This window comes from Fibrella aquatilis (genome assembly GCF_017353255.1).
In the GTDB taxonomy this organism is placed as follows: Bacteria; Bacteroidota; Bacteroidia; order Cytophagales; family Spirosomataceae; genus Fibrella; species Fibrella aquatilis.
This window is the reverse complement of record NZ_JAFMYU010000014.1, coordinates 93,163-113,264: the sequence shown is the minus strand read 5'-3', so window position 1 is coordinate 113,264 and position 20,102 is coordinate 93,163. Positions and strand designations below refer to the sequence as shown.

At 54.2% G+C, this 20,102-nt stretch carries 18 protein-coding genes; 15 read left to right on the top strand and 3 right to left on the bottom strand.

Annotated features, from left to right (window positions below):
• The first annotated feature begins 118 nt into the window (after positions 1–118).
• From leuD to J2I48_RS17190, 6 genes are all read left to right on the top strand, one after another.
• On the top strand, positions 119–730 hold the full coding sequence (leuD, locus tag J2I48_RS17215; protein WP_207336717.1) for a 3-isopropylmalate dehydratase small subunit: 612 nt from the start codon (positions 119–121) through the stop codon (positions 728–730).
• 108 nt (positions 731–838) lie between these two features.
• Complete coding sequence (locus tag J2I48_RS17210) at positions 839–2,353, top strand: hydroxymethylglutaryl-CoA lyase-like TIM-barrel protein (RefSeq protein ID WP_207336716.1); 1,515 nt, start codon at positions 839–841, stop codon at positions 2,351–2,353.
• Positions 2,350–3,423, top strand: a complete 1,074-nt coding sequence (gene leuB, locus J2I48_RS17205; protein WP_207336715.1) for a 3-isopropylmalate dehydrogenase — start codon at positions 2,350–2,352, stop codon at positions 3,421–3,423. The genes J2I48_RS17210 and leuB overlap by 4 nt, the downstream gene beginning before the upstream one ends.
• 87 nt (positions 3,424–3,510) lie before the next feature.
• Positions 3,511–4,650, top strand: coding sequence for a 2-isopropylmalate synthase (locus J2I48_RS17200; protein WP_207336714.1), 1,140 nt, complete (start codon positions 3,511–3,513; stop codon positions 4,648–4,650).
• A 128-nt stretch (positions 4,651–4,778) separates the two neighbouring features.
• Complete coding sequence (locus tag J2I48_RS17195; RefSeq protein WP_207336713.1) at positions 4,779–5,513, top strand: hypothetical protein; 735 nt, start codon at positions 4,779–4,781, stop codon at positions 5,511–5,513.
• 335 nt (positions 5,514–5,848) lie between these two features.
• Complete coding sequence (locus J2I48_RS17190) at positions 5,849–6,781, top strand: HNH endonuclease (RefSeq protein ID WP_207336712.1); 933 nt, start codon at positions 5,849–5,851, stop codon at positions 6,779–6,781.
• Positions 6,782–6,884: 103 nt separating this feature from the next.
• On the opposite strand, the gene J2I48_RS17185 is transcribed toward J2I48_RS17190, so the two are convergent.
• Positions 6,885–8,102, bottom strand: coding sequence for an alpha/beta hydrolase family protein (locus tag J2I48_RS17185; RefSeq protein ID WP_207336711.1), 1,218 nt, complete (start codon positions 8,100–8,102; stop codon positions 6,885–6,887).
• Between the two features lie 245 nt (positions 8,103–8,347).
• Between J2I48_RS17185 and rfbF the strand changes: the two genes are divergently transcribed.
• From rfbF to J2I48_RS17150, 7 genes are all read left to right on the top strand, one after another.
• Entirely contained in the window at positions 8,348–9,118 is a 771-nt protein-coding gene (gene rfbF / locus J2I48_RS17180; protein ID WP_207336710.1) for a glucose-1-phosphate cytidylyltransferase, read from the top strand.
• 18 nt (positions 9,119–9,136) lie between these two features.
• Positions 9,137–10,255 carry a CDP-glucose 4,6-dehydratase gene (gene rfbG, locus J2I48_RS17175; RefSeq protein WP_207336709.1) on the top strand — a complete coding sequence of 373 codons (1,119 nt, stop codon included), beginning with the start codon at positions 9,137–9,139 and terminating at the stop codon, positions 10,253–10,255.
• The gene (gene rfbC / locus J2I48_RS17170; RefSeq protein WP_207336708.1) at positions 10,252–10,809 is read left to right on the top strand and encodes a dTDP-4-dehydrorhamnose 3,5-epimerase; all 558 of its coding nucleotides are present in this window, start codon (positions 10,252–10,254) and stop codon (positions 10,807–10,809) included. The genes rfbG and rfbC overlap by 4 nt, the downstream gene beginning before the upstream one ends.
• Before the next feature lie 82 nt (positions 10,810–10,891).
• Positions 10,892–12,118: a class I SAM-dependent methyltransferase gene (locus J2I48_RS17165; protein WP_207336707.1), complete on the top strand. Its 1,227-nt coding sequence runs from the start codon at positions 10,892–10,894 to the stop codon at positions 12,116–12,118.
• 57 nt (positions 12,119–12,175) lie between these two features.
• Positions 12,176–13,024: an NAD-dependent epimerase/dehydratase family protein gene (locus tag J2I48_RS17160; RefSeq protein ID WP_207336706.1), complete on the top strand. Its 849-nt coding sequence runs from the start codon at positions 12,176–12,178 to the stop codon at positions 13,022–13,024.
• On the top strand, positions 13,021–13,767 hold the full coding sequence (locus J2I48_RS17155; RefSeq protein ID WP_229376408.1) for a cephalosporin hydroxylase family protein: 747 nt from the start codon (positions 13,021–13,023) through the stop codon (positions 13,765–13,767). Before J2I48_RS17160 ends, J2I48_RS17155 begins: the two co-directional genes overlap by 4 nt.
• An 89-nt stretch (positions 13,768–13,856) precedes the next feature.
• Positions 13,857–14,303, top strand: a complete 447-nt coding sequence (locus J2I48_RS17150) for a hypothetical protein (protein WP_207336705.1) — start codon at positions 13,857–13,859, stop codon at positions 14,301–14,303.
• Between the two features lie 9 nt (positions 14,304–14,312).
• On the opposite strand, the gene J2I48_RS17145 is transcribed toward J2I48_RS17150, so the two are convergent.
• The gene (locus J2I48_RS17145) at positions 14,313–15,461 is read right to left on the bottom strand and encodes a hypothetical protein (RefSeq protein ID WP_207336704.1); all 1,149 of its coding nucleotides are present in this window, start codon (positions 15,459–15,461) and stop codon (positions 14,313–14,315) included.
• Between the two features lie 55 nt (positions 15,462–15,516).
• Here J2I48_RS17145 and J2I48_RS17140 point away from each other — a divergent pair, with 55 nt between their 5' ends.
• Positions 15,517–16,557, top strand: a complete 1,041-nt coding sequence (locus tag J2I48_RS17140; protein ID WP_207336703.1) for a glycosyltransferase family 2 protein — start codon at positions 15,517–15,519, stop codon at positions 16,555–16,557.
• Between the two features lie 26 nt (positions 16,558–16,583).
• Positions 16,584–17,744 (top strand): glycosyltransferase family 4 protein, encoded by a 1,161-nt coding sequence (locus tag J2I48_RS17135; RefSeq protein ID WP_207336702.1) that lies wholly within the window; start codon positions 16,584–16,586, stop codon positions 17,742–17,744.
• Positions 17,745–17,930: 186 nt separating this feature from the next.
• On the opposite strand, the gene J2I48_RS17130 is transcribed toward J2I48_RS17135, so the two are convergent.
• On the bottom strand, positions 17,931–20,024 hold the full coding sequence (locus tag J2I48_RS17130; RefSeq protein ID WP_207336701.1) for a DUF7657 domain-containing protein: 2,094 nt from the start codon (positions 20,022–20,024) through the stop codon (positions 17,931–17,933).
• Positions 20,025–20,102 lie beyond the last annotated feature (78 nt).

The following is a 20,102-nucleotide window of genomic DNA, read 5'->3' as shown; positions in this document are numbered from 1 at the left end:
GATGAGTGCTAAACGATGAGTGATGAGTTTGCTGTCGCAAGCTTACAACTCGCGCGTAAGCAAACTCATCACCGCAGCGGCGGACCGCTCATCGTTTAGCACTCATCGTTCAAAAAATATGGCCTACGACCACTTCACTATACTTCGCTCCACCGCCGTTCCGATGCCTATCGAGAACGTCGATACGGACCAGATTATCCCTGCTCGCTTTTTGAAAGCCACCGAGCGCAAAGGTTTCGGCGACAACCTGTTCCGCGACTGGCGGTACACTGCCGACGGCTCACCAAAAGCCGATTTCGTACTAAATGACCCAACATACACTGGCGAAGGGTTGCCCCGCAAAATTCTGGTTGGTGGCAAAAACTTCGGCAGCGGCTCGAGCCGGGAACATGCCGCCTGGGCCATCTATGACTACGGTTTTCGTTGCGTAGTGTCGAGCTTTTTTGCCGACATCTTTAAAGGTAACGCGCTGAATATCGGCATCTTACCCGTGCAGGTTAGTCCCGAGTTTCTGGCCCGCATCTTCGCCGCTATCGACGCCGACCCCAACACGGAACTGGAAGTGAACCTGCCCGACCAGACCATCACGCTCCTGACAACCGGCGAAAGCGAGTCGTTCGACATCAACGGCTACAAGAAAAACAACCTCCTCAACGGCTACGACGATATCGACTACCTGCTTTCCATGAAAGACGAGATCGTCCAGTTTGCTGACGCGAGACCCTTTTGACTAAGTGATGAGTGGTGAATGGTAAGTGATGAGTTTGCTGCCGCCAGAGTAGTTCGCCTGCGGCAGCAAACTCATCACTTACCATTCACCACTCATCACTCCTCTACCATGCGCTACTTAGAAATCATGGACACGACTCTCCGCGATGGTGAACAGACCAGCGGGGTGTCATTTTCGGCTGCCGAAAAGCTGGCCCTGGCGCAGTTGCTGCTCACCGAGGTCAAAGTAGATCGCGTGGAGGTAGCCTCGGCGCGGGTGTCGGCGGGTGAACTGGAAGCCGTGCAGCAGATCACCCGCTGGGCTACCGGCGTGGGTATGCTCGACAAGATCGAGGTGCTCACCTTCGTAGACGGCCACGCCTCGCTCGACTGGATGCGGGCGTCGGGGGCGCGGGTAATGAACCTGCTCACGAAGGGATCGCTGAATCACCTTACCCACCAGCTCAAGAAAACGCCCGAAGCCCATTTTGCCGACATCAGGCAGGTCATTTCCTGCGCACAAACGGCTGATTTACAGGTAAATGTGTACCTGGAAGACTGGAGCAACGGCATGCGTAATTCGCCGGCATATGTCTTGCAATACCTCGATTTCCTGGCCACACAGCCCATCCGCCGCGTGCTCCTGCCCGACACACTGGGGGTGCTGACGCCCGCCGAAAGCTACGCCTTTGTCAATCAGCTGGTAAGCCGCTACCCTACCCTCCACTTCGACTTTCACGCCCACAACGACTACGACCTCGGCGTGGCTAACGTGATGGAAGCCGTTCGGGCGGGGGTACACGGTATCCACCTGACGGTCAATGGCTTAGGCGAACGGGCGGGCAATGCGCCTCTGGCCAGTACCCTGGCCGCCCTCCGCGATTTCATGCCCGATTTGCGCATGGGAGTGGCCGAAAAATCGCTGTACCAGGTGAGCAAGATCGTGGAGACGTTTTCGGGCCTGCGCATTCCCGACAACAAACCCGTGGTGGGCGACAACGTCTTTACCCAAACGGCGGGTATCCACGCCGACGGCGACAAGAAGAACAACCTGTACTTCAACGCCTTACTGCCCGAACGCTTTGGCCGGAAACGCTCTTATGCGCTGGGAAAAATGTCGGGCAAGGCCAATATCGAGAACAACCTCCGCGAGTTGGGCATTCAACTCTCGGACGATGATCTGAAGAAAGTAACCGACCGGGTAATCGAACTCGGCGACCTGAAAGAGGCCGTCACACGAGAAGACTTGCCCTATGTGATAGCCGACGTGTTGCACAATACGGCCGTTGTGGCGCGGGTGGAAGTGCTAAACTATGTTCTGACGCACTCGAAAGACCTGAAACCCTCGGCCACGCTACGCGTACGGGTCGACAATGAGTTGTTTGAAGAAAACGCCCAGGGCGACGGGCAATATGATGCCTTCATGAATGCCCTGAAAAAGGTGTACAGCCACAAAAACCAGACCCTTCCCGACCTCATCGACTACGCCGTGCGGATCCCGACGGGGGGCCGGACCGATGCCCTTTGCGAAACTATCATTACCTGGCGATCAGGCGTCCACGAGTTCAAAACCCGCGGCCTCGACTCTGACCAAACCGTGTCGGCCATCAAGGCAACGCAGAAAATGTTGAATAACTTAGAATGAAAAAACACATCCTCATAGTCCCCGGCGACGGTATCGGGGCGGAAGTAACCACCGTTGGCAAGCAGGTTCTGGAAGCCATTGCCGCCAAGTTCGGGCACGATTTCACGTATGACGAAGCCCTCATTGGCCACGTAGCTATCGAAGCCACGGGTAAGGCCCTGCCCGACGAGACACTGACCAAGATGCGCGCTGCCGATGCCGTGCTGTTTGGTGCCGTGGGCCACCCCAAATACGACAACGACCCCTCGGCTAAGGTGCGGCCGGAGCAGGGCCTGTTGCAGATGCGGAAAGAGCTGGGTCTCTACGCCAACCTGCGGCCTATTAAGCTGTTTGACGAACTGCTGGATGCATCGAGCATTAAGCCCGAAATCCTGCGCGGGGCGGACATTCTGTTCTTCCGCGAGCTAACCGGCGATGTCTATTTTGGTGAAAAGAAACGCTCGGAAGATCGCAACACAGCCTCGGATCTGATGGTGTATCAGCGCTATGAGATCGAGCGCATTGCCGTGAAAGCCTACGAAGCCGCCCGCACCCGCCGCAGCAAAGTATGCTCGGTTGACAAAGCCAACGTATTGGAAAGCAGCCGCTTATGGCGCGAAGTGGTGCAGGAAGTGGCCAAACGATACCCCGACGTGGAGACCGAACATCAGTTTGTCGATTCTGCCGCCATGATGCTGATTAAGGACCCTAAACGCTTCGACGTGGTCGTGACGGGCAACCTCTTCGGCGATATCCTCACCGACGAAGCCAGCCAAATTGCCGGGTCGATGGGTATGCTGGCGTCAGCTTCCGTAGGCGACAGCACGGGCGTGTATGAACCCATTCACGGGTCGGCGCACGATATCACGGGCATGGGCGTGGCTAATCCGCTGGCGTCGGTGCTATCGGCGGCGCTGCTGCTTGATATTTCGTTTGGTTTGAAAGCCGAATCAGAAGCCGTCATTGCCGCCGTAGATGCCGTATTGAAAGCGGGCTACCGGACCCGCGATATTGCCGACGCTAACACCCCCGCCGACAAACTGCTGAACACAGCGGCAATGGGTGCGCAAGTGCTGGCTCAGTTGGCCTGATAAAATTGCGCGGCATATTTGGCTGTTAGGTAAGCTGTTCTATTTTTGTAGTGAAATTTCGCTAAGCGCGGTATTTCACTACAAACTATGGCAAACCGTATCTATATCTTCGACACTACACTTCGCGACGGCGAGCAGGTGCCTGGCTGTCAGCTCACTACAGGCGAAAAAGTGCAGGTAGCACTTGAACTGGAGCGACTGGGGGTAGACGTGATCGAAGCAGGTTTCCCAATTTCTAGTCCAGGTGATTTCCGGTCGGTGGTCGAGATTGCCAAGGCCGTGACCAACCCTACCGTTTGTGCCCTCTCGCGGGCCGTAGTTGGCGACATCGACGCGGCGGGTGAAGCCCTGAAACATGCCAAGCGGGGCCGGATTCATACGGGCATCGGTGCATCGGATATTCACATTCGGAATAAATTCAGCAGCACCCGCGAAGCCATTCTGGAGCAGGCCGTACGTGCCGTGAAGCACGCCCGGACCTACGTGGACGACGTAGAGTTTTATGCCGAAGATGCCGGTCGGGCCGATCTGGAGTTCCTTTGCCGCCTTACCGAGGCCGTCATCAAAGCTGGCGCCACGGTGGTCAACATCCCCGACACCACGGGCTACTGCCTACCGGGCGAATATGGCGAGAAGATCAAATACATCTATAACTGCGTACCCAATGTAGACAAAGCCACCATCTCCATTCACTGCCACAACGACCTGGGCCTGGCCACGGCTAATTCGCTGGCGGGCATCATGAACGGGGCGCGGCAGATTGAATGCACCATCAACGGCATTGGCGAACGGGCGGGCAACACCTCGCTGGAAGAAGTGGTGATGGCCATGAAGGTGCATTCCGAGCTTGGTTTTGAAACAGGCATCGACACGAGGCGGCTTTACCCCGTCAGCCGGTTGGTATCGGACCTGATGCGGATGCCGGTGCAGGCCAACAAAGCCATTGTGGGCCGCAACGCCTTCGCGCATTCGTCGGGCATTCATCAGGACGGGCACCTGAAGCATACGGAGAACTACGAGATCATGAACCCGCTCGACGTGGGGGTTGATAAATCACTGATTATCCTGACCGCCCGCAGCGGTCGCCACGCCCTGAAACACCGCCTCGAACTGCTGGGCTACCGCTACGACAAACCCACCCTCGACACCATCTACACTCAGTTTCTCGACATGGCCGACGTACGTAAAGAGGTGAATGACAAAGATTTAATGGAGTTGGTTCGATAGCTGCCAACCCGCGCCCCCCGTTACATAGCGGGGGGCTTTTTTGTGCCCTGGTTGCCTATTGCTAAATGACATTGGCAAAAGTCAGTCTATGGGTGTACTATAGCGGTGACAACTTACCCAATTAACCCATGATCAGACCATTACTTACCCTTGCTCTACTCAGCGCGGGCTACCTCGCCCAGGCCCAATCGGCAAAAACGGCCGCTGCCAAACCCGCCACCGCCGCTGCTTCAGCGGCCGCCCCAGCCTCGACGGCTCCGGCTGAAGACAAAGAAAAAAAGGCCGAATTTGTAGACAGACTCTTCTCGGAGCAATCCTACCTCAACGCCCAAATTGTGGACAAGTGCTTCACGTTTAAGTTTTCACCCACCTGCTGGACCAAGTTTACCGACCCCAACATCGACACCAACGAAGGGGGTTTCCCGTCCATGCGCTACTGGGTACGCTACGCCGTGGAGTACGCCAAGCGCGAGAAAATCGGCGATCTGATGACCCTTGCCGTTGATGACAAGCAGGTAGAAAAGGAAAACCGCCCTATGATTGACGAGATGATTAAGACCCTCCGCAGCAAATTTTCGCTGACGGTAGAGGCCCCCGTGGCCTGCACCGGCAAAGCCTATGAAATGATGATGCGCTACCCCTACGAAGTCATGCAACGCATTGGCCAAGCCACGCCCGAATGGTCGCCCAAGAGCGGGGAGGCCCATTTCACGGTATCGATCAGTTCAACTGCCAAAGACATGGCCGTAAAGATCAGCCCCGATGGCAAGCAATTCATGGTCTCTGGCCCCGCCTACGTAGAAGCCTACAGCACCGCCGACAAAATCTACAACGGCATGGAACGGGCCAACAAAAACCGGTAGCATCAGCAAGCAACGAACATACACGTCTGAAGCGAAGCGAGTGGCTAGGTATCCCAGCCACTCGCCTTTTTGTGCTTATAAAATAATCGAATAGCTTACCTATTCAGCCAAAGCATGATTTTGTGGAGTGAGTCAGGCGTAAGTGGTCCTTGCTGTGGCGGTTCATCAGTGCTAAGACAGACAAACTTGCGCTGATCGTCAGGATACAGCAGTAATTCGACTGACTTTGCACCGTTCCGCAGGTTAATCATAATTTCGCCTAGCGGCCCCGGCGATGTATGCTCTGTGTTTCTGACCCACACCTTACAGAATCTATAATTATTCATCTTGACGGTATGGAATACTATTTGGGCGTAACCGATTGGCGTTGGTACAATTATTTACATAAACAAAATCCAGAAGATGTGAACTTCTGGCAACCTGGGGGGCGCACTGCTTTTCGCGCTCTTGACGTAAACGGCCCATTTCTGTTCAAATTGAAAAGTCCTTACAATGCCATCGGCGGTATCGGTTTTTTTGCCGCGCAAAGTCAATTGCCTCTGTCAGTGGCATGGGATACTTTTCAGAAGCGCAATGGTTTCGACACCTTGGAACAATTCAGGATAGCTATTCAACACTACCGAAATTCCAATGAACGTAATCCCACAATTGGCTGCATAGCATTAACAAGCCCAATCTTTTTTAAGGAGGAAGACTGGATAACGATTCCCGCAGATTGGAGTAATAGTATCGTTCAGGGGAAGAAATACAGTACTACCAGCGAAATAGGTTTATCTCTGTGGAAACAGCTTGAAGAAGTTCTTAACCGATACAGGTTGTCTACGTCAGACCCCTATGAGCGTTCTGAAGTGTCAGAAGGAGTGTCACAATATGGTAAGAGCGTCTTACGAAAAGTTCGTCTTGGTCAAGGGGCTTTCCGGCTTTCTGTAATGGATGCTTATCAAAAGCGATGCGCCATAACAGGCGAAAAGACATTGCCTGTCCTGGAAGCTGCTCACATAAGGCCTTACTCAGAAGATGGACCTCACCAACTAACGAATGGCCTACTTCTCAGGTCAGACATGCATAAGCTTTTCGACGATGGCTATATCACGGTTACTTCCGAACTGAAAGTGGAAGTCAGTACTCGAATTAGAGAGGAGTTTCAAAATGGTCGTGAGTACTATCAGTATCATGGAAAAGACTTGCTTGTGCTGCCAAAGCCTATTTCTAACAGGCCCTCATCGCATTATTTAGACTACCACAACCAATATATTTTTCGTCCATAAAATCAGAACAGCAAGGGTGCATGGAAATGTGTGCTGCTGTAGGTCATTAGTCATTCGCTGCGCTGTCATTCAATAGTCATTGGTAGCTGGATACGACCAATGATTATTTCTTCCCACTAAAGAACGTATACGTGCCCTGAATGTAGTCCTGGATGGCGGGGCCGTGGTCTTTGTTGGGGATCGTGATGAGTTCCACCGTGGTGACGCCGCGGGCTTTCATGGCGGTGAGGGCGTCGGTCGAGTTGCGGTAGAACACCTGGTTGTCGGCGGTGCCGTGGTAGAGTTGCAGGGGCGTTTTGGGTGCCCAGTCGTATACGTTATTGTCGCGCACAGCTTTCAGGAAATCAGTGTCGCTGCCAGTGTTAATGCCGTTTCTGAAGGCATCGGAAAAGGCTTTGTTGATGCTTACGTTGATGTTCGACCGGGTGCCGTTGGCCTGCACGTCGGTGGCATACGGCTCTTTGAAGTAGGCGCTCATGGGCCGGTTGAGGCCATAAACGCGATTGAACGTCTGCAACACCCAGACATACAGGTTGTTATAGGCGGCAATGCCGTGGGTATCTTTATTAACCAGGTCTTGCATAAAGCCCTCCACGTTGTATGGCCCCGCGCCGCAGCTAGCCGCCGTAATGGTAAACTCGCCGGGGTACTGCTCCTCCATCATCTTCAGCAGCGACATGCTGGCGTGCCCCCCCTGCGAATAGCCCGTGATAAACACCCGGTTGTCCCATTTCACCCCGTTTTGGGCCATAAACTCCTTCGCTGCACGCAGCATGTCGAGGCTGGCAAGGGCTTCCGTTTGCCGGTGCAAATACGGGTGCGGCACCGATTTCGACTCGCCGTAGCCCACGTAGTCGGGACAGGCGAGGATGTAGCCCGCCGACGAAAACAGCGCACCAATGTTAGCGGCTTCGCTGTTGTTGCCGAAGTAAGACGGGGCGTCGGGTTCGTTAAACAGCGTGCCGTGCTGTTGGCTGATCATCGGGTAGGTTTCATTACCAACGGGCACAGGCACGATCAGCGCGCCCGAGGCCGTAATGGTGGTGCCATCGCTGTTTTTGGTTTTGTACGTAAGCCGGTAGGCCTTCACGTCGCGCTGAAGCAGCAGGTTCAGCAAGCTGGTCAGTTGAGCCGGTAACAAACCCGACGACGACACCCGCTCTACCAGTTGCGCTTTGGTGAGCGTGGTAATGGGCGTACTACCAACCAGCGTTACGTTAGCGGCGGGCTGGGTAACGTCGCCGTTATTTTTACAGGCGGTAAAATTCAGGCTCAGCGTTAGCAGCACAAGCCAGAAGGAGGTAGATCGAATCGATTTCATGGAGTGACAGCACAAGACAGACGTTGTCTTTTACCAACGAAAAAATACGCCCGAATGTGCAGGCGTTGGCAACGTAGGCCACAAGAACACCTATTTATTGCCTGTACGGTTCCCAACCTGTCCGCTCCACTGCCGCCGCCCACTGCTTACACCCTCGTCTGGCACGGAAATTGACAACCCCTCATCAGACATCGGGCAGATGGCCTTATCTTGCCCATACTAACCCACGCGTAGCCCGCGCACCCATGAAAGTAGTGATTTTGGCCGGTGGCCTTGGCACCCGCCTAAGCGAAGAAACGGTCCTCAGACCCAAACCGATGGTCGAGATTGGCGGTATGCCGATTCTCTGGCACATCATGAAAATTTACTCGGCCCACGGCTACAACGAATTTGTGATCTGCCTGGGCTACAAAGGGTATATCATCAAGGAATTTTTCGCCAACTACTTCCTTCACCAGTCCGACGTAACTATCGACCTGAGTACCAATCAGATCGACGTGCACAACTCACAGGCCGAGCCCTGGAAGGTGACGCTGGTTGATACCGGCCGCGACAGCATGACCGGCGGACGGCTCCGGCGCGTACGTCATCACGTTGGCAATGAGCCGTTTATGATGACCTACGGCGACGGTGTGGGCGACGTAGACATTACCAAACTGGTGGCTTTTCACCAGGCCCACGGCAAAAAATGTACCCTCACGGCCGTGCAGCCTTCGGCCCGTTTTGGGGCATTGGACGTAAACCCCACCGACGGCGTGCGGTCTTTCCTGGAAAAACCCAAAGGCGACGGGGCCTGGATCAACGGCGGCTTTTTCGTCTGCGACCCCTCCGTAATTGACCTCATCGAAGGCGACGACACTACCTGGGAGCGTTACCCCATGGAAACCCTGGCCGCCAACGGCGAGATGATGGCCTTCCGCCACGATGGCTTCTGGAAACCCATGGACACCCTCCGCGACAAAACCGAACTCGAAACCGCCTGGACCACCGGGCAGGCGGAATGGAAAGTATGGTAATAAAACAGGAGACTCATTATGTTCAACGACGCCTACCGCAACAAAACTGTTTTTCTGACTGGACATACGGGCTTCAAAGGCTCGTGGCTGGCGTATTGGCTGCGGCAGTTGGGGGCTACCGTGGTGGGGTATTCGCTGCCTGCGCCAACGGTGCCCAGCCACCATGGGCTGTTGGGGCCGGGCTTCCCGGAAACGCTGGCTAACCTCAACGATTTGAGTATCCTGACAAGAGCGATGCAGGCTGCGCAGCCCGATATTGTGTTTCACATGGCGGCCCAGCCGCTGGTGCGCGAATCGTACCGTACCCCCCTGGAAACGCTGGAAACGAACATTTTGGGTACAGCGCGGTTGCTCGAGGCCGTCCGGCAAACACCGTCGGTGCGGGGCGTGGTGATTGTCACGAGCGACAAATGCTACGAAAACCCGGAAGATGGTCGCCCCCTGCGCGAGACGGACCCCATGGGTGGTTTCGATCCGTATAGTGTCTCGAAAGGGGCAGCGGAACTGATTACGGCCAGTTACCGCAACTCGTTTTTCAATCTGGCGCAGTATGGAAAAACGCATAACGTATTGATAGCCAGCGTCCGGGCGGGTAACGTTATCGGCGGCGGCGACTGGGCCACAGACCGACTCATTCCCGACCTTATTCGCAGTACGCAACAGGACGAGGTCGGTATTGGCACCCCTGGCAACGGCCAATCGGTCGAGATTCGCAATCCACTGGCGGTGCGCCCGTGGCAACACGTGCTGGAACCGTTATCAGGCTATTTGCTTGTGGGTCAGCACCTTATGTCGGGTGAACCAGCCGCCGCCGAGGGCTGGAACTTTGGACCCGACGTGGCCGACGTGTTGCCTGTGCGCGATGTTATTCGTGAGGCCAAAGCCGCCTGGGGTGCCATTCAATGCCATGAACACGCCTCAGACGCCAACCCCCACGAAGCGCATCTGCTGAGTCTGGACTGCACCAAAGCGCACGAAAAACTGGGCTGGAAACCCGTCTGGAACACCCAAACGGCCATTCAACACACAGTGACCTGGTACTGGCATTATTATGAACTTGGCAAGATTCGCACGGCTCATGACCTGCGGGCCTACATAGCACAGGCCCAAGCCGCTAGCCTCCCCTGGGCCGTATGATCTTCACTGAAACACCTATAGCCGGAGCATTTGTCATTACGCCTGCCCCCCGTGGCGATCATCGCGGCTGGTTCATGCGCACGTTCGATCAAAACTTATTCGCTGACAGGGGTTTGTGTGGTAACTGGGTACAGATGAACCATTCCATGACCGCCCAACCGGGCAGCATCAGGGGGATGCATTTCCAGCACGCCCCCGCCGCCGAAGTGAAACTGGTGCGTTGCGTGGCTGGTCGCGTATTCGACGTGCTGGTAGACCTTCGGCCCGATTCGCCCACGCGCTACCAGTGGTTTGGCACCGAACTGTCGGCCCAAAATGGGCAACTGCTGTACATTCCCGAAGGCTGCGCCCACGGCTTTCAAACCCTGACACCCAACTGCGAATTGATCTATTGCCATAGTGCTGCCTACGCCCCCGACCACGAAGACGGCATCCGCTATAACGACCCCAAAATCAACATCACCTGGCCCCTCCCCGTAGCGGATATTTCCGAACGGGATCTGGGGTTTGAACTGATTTACGATGTACGAATTACGAATTACGATTTGGGCTGACCGGTCCGCCGGTGCGGCGAGAATACTCCGGCGTCAGCCCAAATCGTAATTCGTAATTCGTACATCGTAAATCCTCTCTTCCATGACCTGCCGATTCTGCCATACGCCCCTGAGCCACGTCTTTATTGACCTCTTCAACTCGCCCGCGTCGAACTCGTTTCTGACCGCCGGACAACTGAACGAGCCGGAAACGTTTTATCCGTTGAAAGTCTTCACCTGCCCCACCTGCTTTTTGGTGCAGGTTGACGAGTACAAAAAATCGGACGCGATTTTCGACAGCGATTACGTCTATTTCTCTTCATTCTCAACCAGTTGGCTGGCCCACTCGAAGCGCTACGTCGAGGCTATGACCGCACGGTTTGGGCTGAACGAAGAGTCGCAGGTAATTGAGGTAGCGTCTAATGATGGGTATCTGTTGCAGTATTTCGTGGAAAAAGGCGTGCCGGTATTGGGCATCGAACCCACGGCCAACACGGCGGCGGCGGCTATTGTCAAAGGGGTGCCTTCCATCACCCGTTTTTTCGGCACCGAACTGGCCCGCGAACTGGCCGCCGACGGCCAACAAGCCGACCTGCTGCTGGGCAACAACGTGCTGGCCCACGTGCCCGACATTGTCGATTTTGTGGCGGGGATGGCCCTGGCGATAAAGCCCACGGGCGTGGTCACGATGGAGTTTCCGCACCTGTTGCAGTTGGTAGAGAACAACCAGTTTGATACCATTTACCACGAACATTTCTCGTATCTCTCCTTCACCACCGTCCGGCAAATCTTTGCCGCACAGGGGCTTACGCTGTTCGACGTTGAAGAGTTGCCTACCCACGGCGGCTCGTTGCGCATCTTCGCCCGGCACACCGCCGATGAGAGCAAACCCGTGCTACCCGCCGTGGATGCCATGCTTCAGAAAGAAGCAGACACGGGCCTGACTACGATGGCCTACTACGAAGGCTTTCAGCAACGCGCCCTGACCGTGAAGCTCGACCTGCTCGATTTTCTGAGCAGCCAAAAACGGGCGGGCAAAACCGTGGCTGCTTACGGGGCTGCGGCAAAAGGCAACACACTCCTAAACTACTGCGGCATCAAAAGCGACCTTATCGACTTTGTGGTGGATGCAAACCCCGCCAAACAGGACAAGTTCATGCCGGCCAGCCACATTCCCGTCGTGACCGAAGCCGTCCTGAAAGCCCGCCAACCCGATTTTGTCCTGATCCTGCCCTGGAACCTCCGCGACGAAATCACGAAGCAACTAGCGTATATTCAGGAGTGGGGCGGGCAGTTTGTCGTGCCCATCCCGGAGGTGAGGGTGTTGTAAGTATACCGTTGGAATGGGCTCAATGGTGCCTTTACATCGTAAATCGTAAATCAGTACATGCATATTCTCGTTACCGGCGCATCGGGGTTTGTGGGGCAGCACGTGGTGCGGGCGTTGCTGACGCGGGGGCACCGCGTCACGGTTTCGGCTACGCGGGTAGATAGCTTTGCTTACGTTGACTGGTATGACCAGGTGACGGTGGTACCATACAGGCTCACACCGAATGCTGACGAGCAAAATCTGTTTGCCCACTTCGGCCAACCCGACGCGCTGCTGCATCTGGCCTGGCAGGGGTTGCCCAACTACAAAGCCTCGTTCCACCTAGACCAGAATCTGTTTGGGCATTACCATTTTCTCAAGAATCTGATTGTCAATGGCTTGATAAACATTACTGCTACTGGCACGTGTTTTGAGTATGGTATGCAAAGCGGTTGTTTGTCCGAAGATGGCCCTACCTACCCCGCCAATGCCTACGCCCTGGCGAAGGACTCGTTGCGGCGGTTTTTAGAGACGCTTCAGACCGAACAGTCCTTTAGCCTGAAGTGGGCGCGGCTGTTTTACATGTACGGCCCCGGCCAGAACCCAACCTCACTGCTGCCCCTGCTGGAGCGGGCCGTAACGGCGGGCGAACCAGTGTTTAACATGTCGGGTGGCGAACAACTGCGTGATTATCTGCCGGTTGACACCGTAGCTAAATACCTATGTCAGATTGCCGAACAAACCAAGGTAACCGGGCCAATCAACTGTTGTAGCGGCCAGCCCATTTCGGTGCGGCGGTTGGTAGAAGACCATGTGAAGAAATTGAATGCCAAAATCGGCCTTAACCTGGGCCATTACCCCTACCCCGACTATGAACCCATGGCGTTCTGGGGGGACAACACAAAACTGAAATTCATAACCCAATGATGACCACAACAGCCAGTAACCCCGTCGAAGAATTTAAGCAGGAACGTGCCGAGCGTGTAGCCGCCTATGCCGATAATGTCGAGCTAAAAGCCGCTGCCGACACATTCAACGTCGTCTCAAACCGTGACCAGTATTCGTACAATTTTTCGTGGATGGGCCGCCCCATTATTCAGTACCCGCAGGACATGATTGCCATGCAGGAATTGATCTGGGAGATTAAGCCCGACTTGATTATTGAAACGGGTATTGCCCACGGTGGGTCGCTGATTTATTACGCCTCGCTGATGGAGCTGATTGGCAAGGGCGAAGTGCTGGGTATCGACATCGACATCCGCGAACATAACCGGCGCGAGATCGAGGCGCACCCTATGTTCAAGCGGATTCAGATGATTCAGGGGTCGGCCATTGATGAGGATCTGGTTGCCGAGGTGGCACGCCGGGCCGAAGGCAAACAAACCGTTATGGTCTGCCTAGACTCAAACCACACCCACGACCACGTTCTACGCGAACTGGAATTGTACGCTCCGTTCGTTACTGTCGGCTCTTACTGCGTTGTGTTCGACACCATTGTGGAAGACATGCCCAAAGGTGCTTACGACCGCCCCTGGGATGTGGGTAACAACCCCAAAACGGCCGTCTGGGAATACCTGAAAACCAACGACAACTTCGAGATTGACCATCAGATTGATAATAAGTTGCTGATTTCGGTGGCACCAGAAGGGTATCTGAAGCGGGTGAAGTAGACTGTAGCAGCAAGAAATGGCTGTAGGTTGATTAGAAGATATGGCTTGTATACATTTACGGCTACAAACCACCATCAAAACTACATACTATGTCAAAGGTGCTATACTTTCCTTTTTTGTCACTCTGCCTTCTTCTATGCCTGATTTCCTGTAAGAAAGCCGATCCAGATCCTGACCCTCTTCAGCTATTGACTGGCAAGGTGTGGCAGATGAATGAAATTCGCTATTTACAGAACAATACGAGCTACTACTACAAGCGGGGAGGTAACGGCAACAATGTCAACTTTGACGATGCCATCATCAAGTTTAATCTAGACGGTACTGGTACTACAAACTGGCAGGGCAACTCGGTCAGTTTTACGTGGACTTTCGTCAATAACGACAAGACCAAAATCGCTTACACCTTGAGTTCGGGAGACATTCGACTTATTAACTGGGATAATGTTACCTATAGTGAGTCGATGCTCACCTACACTGAGTCGTATTTGCGCAATGGAACGAACTCATTGGCACAAGCATCCAGAACGCCCAGATAAGAACCCAACCTAAGGGTCGTTCCGAATCGATAATGTGCTGACGGGCGAGAATAACAAAGACCCATTTTGGGCATACAAAACTTGTTTTGCCTGAGCGTTGTAGGCGGCGGGAACAGTAACAGTATGTTGAATAAGCACCGATTCAAGGCTGGTAGGGAGGCGGCCACATGACCAAATGGACTTTGTTGACCAGGTGCCAGCTTGAATCGTTGCCTGTGCGGCACCTGACTTTACTTCATAGTTCAACACTACAGGGTCGCCCAGGTATTCTGTTTCGGTATCGTAACGGCCATTCGTATTTGTGTCGATGTAGGGGGTAAATGTTTCGCTCAGTGTACCTGTAATGGATGGATTAAGCAGGGTGTAGATTCCGTATATATGATTGAAATAGCTGCTCGACAGATCTTGAGATGACCGGTTAACTGGCACAGTATACCCCCCAAAGGCAACATTTCCATTTGACGTAGTTGCCTCAATAAACCGCAGGTTGCTGATTGGAACGTTGGCAATAAGCTTGCTGACGGCCATCCACCCACCAGCACAAATTGCCACCGTGCCAATGGCCGACGCTGCCTGATTGGATAAAAAAGCGTTGGTACTGCCGGTAGCCGTATAGCTAAAGACAGCCATTGGCTTTACTTCGTAATTCAGCACAACCGGATCACCTAGGCATTCTGAAACAGCGTCATACTGCCGGTTGTTGTTCAGATCGATGTAAGGCGTGAAGGTTTCGCTGAGCGCGCCACTAACGGCTGGGTTAACGAGCGTATAAGGTCCATATGTTTGCCCGAAATAAGCTGTTGAATAATCTTGTGGTGCACGCATCACAGGAACACGACTACCCGTGAAAACTACATTACCATTAGAAGCCAGTGCTTCAATAAACCGGAGGTTAGCCGTTGGCACATTGGCAGTTAACCCGCTAACAACCATGTACTTACCTGCTACAATAACAACTGTACTACTACTGGAACCGTTTTGGTTGGAAAGTGTAGTCGCTCTGGCACCAGTAACAGTATAGCTGAACGTTACGGTTGAGCATGTGCTACTTTTGGGGTTATCTACACTCGCTGGTCGTTCATCTGATTTAGCAGCGACTGACGAAATGCTATGAAAAAATATGAAGAGCAATGTTACAAAGGTGGGTAGGTGATGCATAGTAAATCAGTTGATTGAACAATGATAGTGATTAAGTATATACACCTGGTAGCCGATGGTATCACAATCGCTAAACAAGCACCCTTACGTCAGTATCGTTATTCCGCTGTACAACCAGCAGTTGCCTTATTTTCGGGAAGCACTGTTCAGTGCTTTGGCCCAGACATACGGGCCTGTTGAGATTATCGTTTCAGATAATCATTCCACCAATGAGGTGCCAGCCTGGCTGGCTACGCAGGCCGATACACGGTTACGCGTAGTGAAGCCGGACCAGTTTTTACCTATGGTCGAGCATTTTCAGTTTGCCGCTGATCAGGCGCAGGGCGACTGGATTTTGTATCTCTGCTCTGACGACTATCTCTACCCTACATGCGTAGAAACGCTGGTAAATCATCTGCCCAACAATGACAGTGCCGCCGTTGCCTATGGCGAATTAGCCAGTGTTGATTTTCAGAATCTGGACCAGATCAAATTTTATTACAACCGCAAGGCCACGGGTCTTCGCACACCTGCCCAGTCACTAAACGAACTCATCGGGCAGCGTCCGTTTTTTGCCTGGATACCCGGCGGCATGATTCGGCGCGACGCCTATCAGCATTGCCGCGACGTGCTGAATGGACGAATTACGTATGGCTTCGATGTAGCCCTACTGCTGAAAGCTCATGAGGCGGGGAGCATTTTATATGTTGACAAACCCATTGGCAAGTTCCGAATCTGGGCGGCCAAAGACGGCAAGTTAGGTGGCAACAGACTTGGCGAGATTATCAGAGATGCCGGCCGGTGTGTCGAATTAGTAGAAACGTCAACTACACTTCGTGGCTATGTGACAGATAGCATATTGGCCAACTGGCGTCAGTATCAGGCACGTCGCATGGAATTATCAGTGCTAATCGACTTCTTCACAAAGGGTTCTACTGCCAGCGAAGCGGAGAGCTTGCTGAGCGTAGTAGCCACGTCTCTGGCCCTACCTTCCAGTTTCACCAAACTCATTCGGTTGCTGCTTAAGAAACCCTTGAGTATGTTCAGCAGGCCTTTATTAGCAAGTTTGTATGATGCTTACATCTACGCGCAGAAATGGATCAAACGCCCAGTTTAGCTTCTAGTAAACCGCCAATCACGTTTATGCACCCGCATTGTATGCTGGCGGGGGGGGCTACTACGGTGTTGCTGGAGGTGAGCAAGCGGCTGGTGCTGACAGGCTGGCCGGTATATGTGGTGTCTATCCAGTCTAATCCGGTCATTGTGCGTGAGGCAGCGGCAGCGGGGGTTCGGTTTGTCGACGTGGGCGGGCCGCTGTCATCGTCCATTTGGTTTTGGGTGCAGTATCCGCTTATGTACTGGCGGGTGCACCGGGCGGCGCGGCAAATTGGGTCGCCGGTGGTGGTGTCGGAGCCATTTCCGGCCAACTGGTGGGGGTGGTTCTACAAAAAACTACACCCGGCCGTGCAACTGGTCTACGTCTGCCACGAACCCACAGCCTTTATTTTTGAACACGCCTGGATAAACTCCATCAAGCCCGATTACATGCGTTGGGGGCTGAAACTGCTCAACCCCATCTTCCGCCGTATCGAACACGCGCTGATGCCCGTCACTGACCGCGTAGTGGCCAATTCGCAGTATTCAGAGCGGACTATTGCCCAGACATTTCCGCGCCTCGACCCCGCCCGGCTCCGGCTGGTATACTGCGGCATTGACCATGAGGCATTCTACCCCCGGCCAGAAATGGCCCGGAACCGGCAGATCGTGATGGTTTGTACATTGAACAAGTTTAAGCGGGTCGATACCGTGGTGCGGGCGTTGGCGTTGTTGCGGGCGCAACCCGGCTGCGGCGATATTGAGTTGAAAATCAAAGGGCGGGGCGTTGAAAAAGAGCGACTGTTGCAACTAGCCAACTCGCTGCAACTCGCTGACGCCGTGACCATTATCGACGCGTTCTACGACACTTCACAGCTGGCTAACCTGCTCTGCACCAGTCAGGTATTTGTCCACTCGGCTCATAATGAACCTTTCGGCCTGTCGCCCATCGAGGCTATGGCCTGCGGTACGCCCGCCGTGGTAACCGGCACTGGTGGTACTGCCGAAACCGTTACCAACGAGGTATCGGGCCTGTATTTCGCTTACGATTCTGACGAGTCACTGGCTCGGCAGCTGCAACGCCTCTTCACCGACGATACTCTCTGGCACCGCCTCTCGGCCGGCGCCATCCACCACGCCGCCCAATTTAACTGGGCACTCACCCACGAGGTGTTTAGTGGGGTTTTGGAAGAAGTTAGTGGTTTGTAGTTTGTGGTTGGTGGTTGCTACGCGCTGGTGTGGGCTGACGCCTGGCCCCTCGACTGCGCTCGGGGTGACACACCCTTGAATCAGTTTAGGAAAATTGCTCTAGTGTCTTGTCACCCCGAGCGCAGTCGAAGGGCCAGGCGTCAGCCCACACCAGCGCGTAGCAACTACAAACCACTAACCACCTCTCTAATCTACCCGCTCGTAAATCGTCATGGATCCTAGCTCGACGGCTTTTTTCATGCAGCGCACTTCGTAGGGGATCTGGGGCGCGTGGTCGTAGAGCATGTACTTCACGTTCAGCTTCTTGAACTTCGGCGAACAGGGATCACCGGCAATGATATAGCCGTCTTCAAACTGTTGGGCCAAAATGGTGGTGTCGGGCTGTTGCGGGTTTATGTAAGTCTGGAACGTGACGTGAGCGTAGCGGTTGTAGGCCGAATCGCGCTTCATGGTGGGGTCCAGCACCTTGAAAATCTGCTTGCGTTCGGGCAGGTATTTCACCCCCGTAATCTGCTTGGCACCCGTGGCCGTAACCAGGTAGGTAACGTACTGACTGCCGTTGACAATCCAGCGGGCATCCGGGTTTTGCTCTACCAGGGGCCGCACGGCGCGGTAGAGCAGGTGGTCGGTAATGGGTGTCAGGCCTTTCGAGAGGGGATTGGCCCCCAGGTTAGGTAACAAAAAGAGAATCAGGCCCGTACAGAATAGAGCGATGCGGTATTTGGATTGAATCGTAAACAGCAGCAGGGCGTTCATGGCCGTGAAAAACAGCACCGGCAGGAACGTCTGCGAACTAGTGATAATCCCCTCCGAATCGTTGACGTTTACCCAGGCCGTGTAGATCATGAAACCCAGAATAGCCGCCACCGCCGCCACGTTGACCCACGCAGGCACCTGCTTCACATAATCACGAACGGCGCTGAGGTAGATCACCGTCAGCAGAATACTGCCCACCCCCAGCGGAATCTGCGCCCGACGCGAGGGGGCCATGCTGACGAGCGTTTTCTCGGCCAGCCATTTCGGCCAGCCATATTCTACATAAATGGCCAGGGCAATGGTGAACAGGGCCGCTCCCGCCAGCATCCAGTCGATACGTTTGCGTTGGATGAACAGCACCACCGTCAGGGGCAAAATCACAGGAGCAAACGTCAGGTAGTGCGACATTTCGCAGATGTTTAACCAGCCTTTGGGGTACGACTGATAATTGGTCACCCAGCTGTAATACTCTGAAAACCAGTTAGCTATAAAACCAGAACCACCCGACTCACTTCGTTGACCGGGATATACGGTGCTGCTGGCTGCCTGAATGGTCTCTTTTACGTCGTTGTAGAACAGGTAAACCACAGCGCCAAACACGGCCACGGCCACAGCCAGCAGGCCAGCCTTGAGCACCCAGGCATTGATGGGGAAGAACCGTTTGCGCTCGTTATACAAGAACCCGCCCAGCACCAGTATATACAGGTACGACATGGGCACCTGATAAGGGGGATAAAGCTGCAGCAAATAAGCAATGCACAGGTAGACCAGACCGAAAGCCAGCAGGACTATTCGTAGGGGTTTCCGTTCGCGCAGCAAATACACGGCGGTAACGGCAGTGAGGCCGCAGTAGCCAATCATACTGGCCGGAATAAATGTCCACCAGACCGTACCCGACGACAGCAGCAGGGCAATGGCCCCCGTTAGCGACAGAAAATACTGGTTGCGGGTGATCATCATGAAAAACAAAAACGACCCGATCAGCAACAGCGGAATACAGAGGTCGTACATCCAGGCGTAGCCACGTTCGGCATCGAGCACAAAAAAGCCCCAGTTGTGCGGCTTAAAAAAGGAAACGATATGCTTGGCCGGTACCGTCAACATGGCCGATTTCAAGCCGCCAATGCCTTCATTTTCAATGGGATAACCTCGGTTTATGTTGGAAATGATCCAGGGCGCCCCAACGGCATAATCGTCCATGCGGATGGTTTTGGCCGTACCCGATACCAAACCCCGGTTCACGGGCGAACCGTCGGGCACAAGGGTATTCCAGGCAGGCAGCGACACAAAATGCAGTTTGCCCAGCACCATCAGCAAAAACAGGCCGACAATGATGCCCAGGGTCCAGTTGGTGCGCCGGTCGAAACGGATCAGCTCGTTGGGGTCGGCGGGTTTGGGGGGCAGGGGGGCAACGGGCTGTGGTTTGGCGGCCAGGGTTGGGGTAGGAGCCGGTACGGTAACGGGTTTTCGGGTAGGGGGGGCCGCCTGCGTATCCGGGCTGGCCTGCCGTTTTTTCTTTGACATTGGGGACAACGATCAGACGTTCGCTCAGGTGAGTTTACACCATAAAACTAAGGCCTTACGGGCGTAGGGCGTTATTAA

Bases quoted from the DNA above. Each gene is read 5' to 3' on its own strand.
- leuD (WP_207336717.1), top strand. From the start codon at position 119: ATGGCCTACGACCACTTCACTATACTTCGCTCCACCGCCGTTCCGATG.
- J2I48_RS17210 (WP_207336716.1), top strand. From the start codon at position 839: ATGCGCTACTTAGAAATCATGGACACGACTCTCCGCGATGGTGAACAG.
- leuB (WP_207336715.1), top strand. From the start codon at position 2,350: ATGAAAAAACACATCCTCATAGTCCCCGGCGACGGTATCGGGGCGGAA.
- J2I48_RS17200 (WP_207336714.1), top strand. From the start codon at position 3,511: ATGGCAAACCGTATCTATATCTTCGACACTACACTTCGCGACGGCGAG.
- J2I48_RS17195 (WP_207336713.1), top strand. From the start codon at position 4,779: ATGATCAGACCATTACTTACCCTTGCTCTACTCAGCGCGGGCTACCTC.
- J2I48_RS17190 (WP_207336712.1), top strand. From the start codon at position 5,849: ATGGAATACTATTTGGGCGTAACCGATTGGCGTTGGTACAATTATTTA.
- J2I48_RS17185 (WP_207336711.1), bottom strand. From the start codon at position 8,102: ATGAAATCGATTCGATCTACCTCCTTCTGGCTTGTGCTGCTAACGCTG.
- rfbF (WP_207336710.1), top strand. From the start codon at position 8,348: ATGAAAGTAGTGATTTTGGCCGGTGGCCTTGGCACCCGCCTAAGCGAA.
- rfbG (WP_207336709.1), top strand. From the start codon at position 9,137: ATGTTCAACGACGCCTACCGCAACAAAACTGTTTTTCTGACTGGACAT.
- rfbC (WP_207336708.1), top strand. From the start codon at position 10,252: ATGATCTTCACTGAAACACCTATAGCCGGAGCATTTGTCATTACGCCT.
- J2I48_RS17165 (WP_207336707.1), top strand. From the start codon at position 10,892: ATGACCTGCCGATTCTGCCATACGCCCCTGAGCCACGTCTTTATTGAC.
- J2I48_RS17160 (WP_207336706.1), top strand. From the start codon at position 12,176: ATGCATATTCTCGTTACCGGCGCATCGGGGTTTGTGGGGCAGCACGTG.
- J2I48_RS17155 (WP_229376408.1), top strand. From the start codon at position 13,021: ATGATGACCACAACAGCCAGTAACCCCGTCGAAGAATTTAAGCAGGAA.
- J2I48_RS17150 (WP_207336705.1), top strand. From the start codon at position 13,857: ATGTCAAAGGTGCTATACTTTCCTTTTTTGTCACTCTGCCTTCTTCTA.
- J2I48_RS17145 (WP_207336704.1), bottom strand. From the start codon at position 15,461: ATGCATCACCTACCCACCTTTGTAACATTGCTCTTCATATTTTTTCAT.
- J2I48_RS17140 (WP_207336703.1), top strand. From the start codon at position 15,517: ATGGTATCACAATCGCTAAACAAGCACCCTTACGTCAGTATCGTTATT.
- J2I48_RS17135 (WP_207336702.1), top strand. From the start codon at position 16,584: ATGCACCCGCATTGTATGCTGGCGGGGGGGGCTACTACGGTGTTGCTG.
- J2I48_RS17130 (WP_207336701.1), bottom strand. From the start codon at position 20,024: ATGTCAAAGAAAAAACGGCAGGCCAGCCCGGATACGCAGGCGGCCCCC.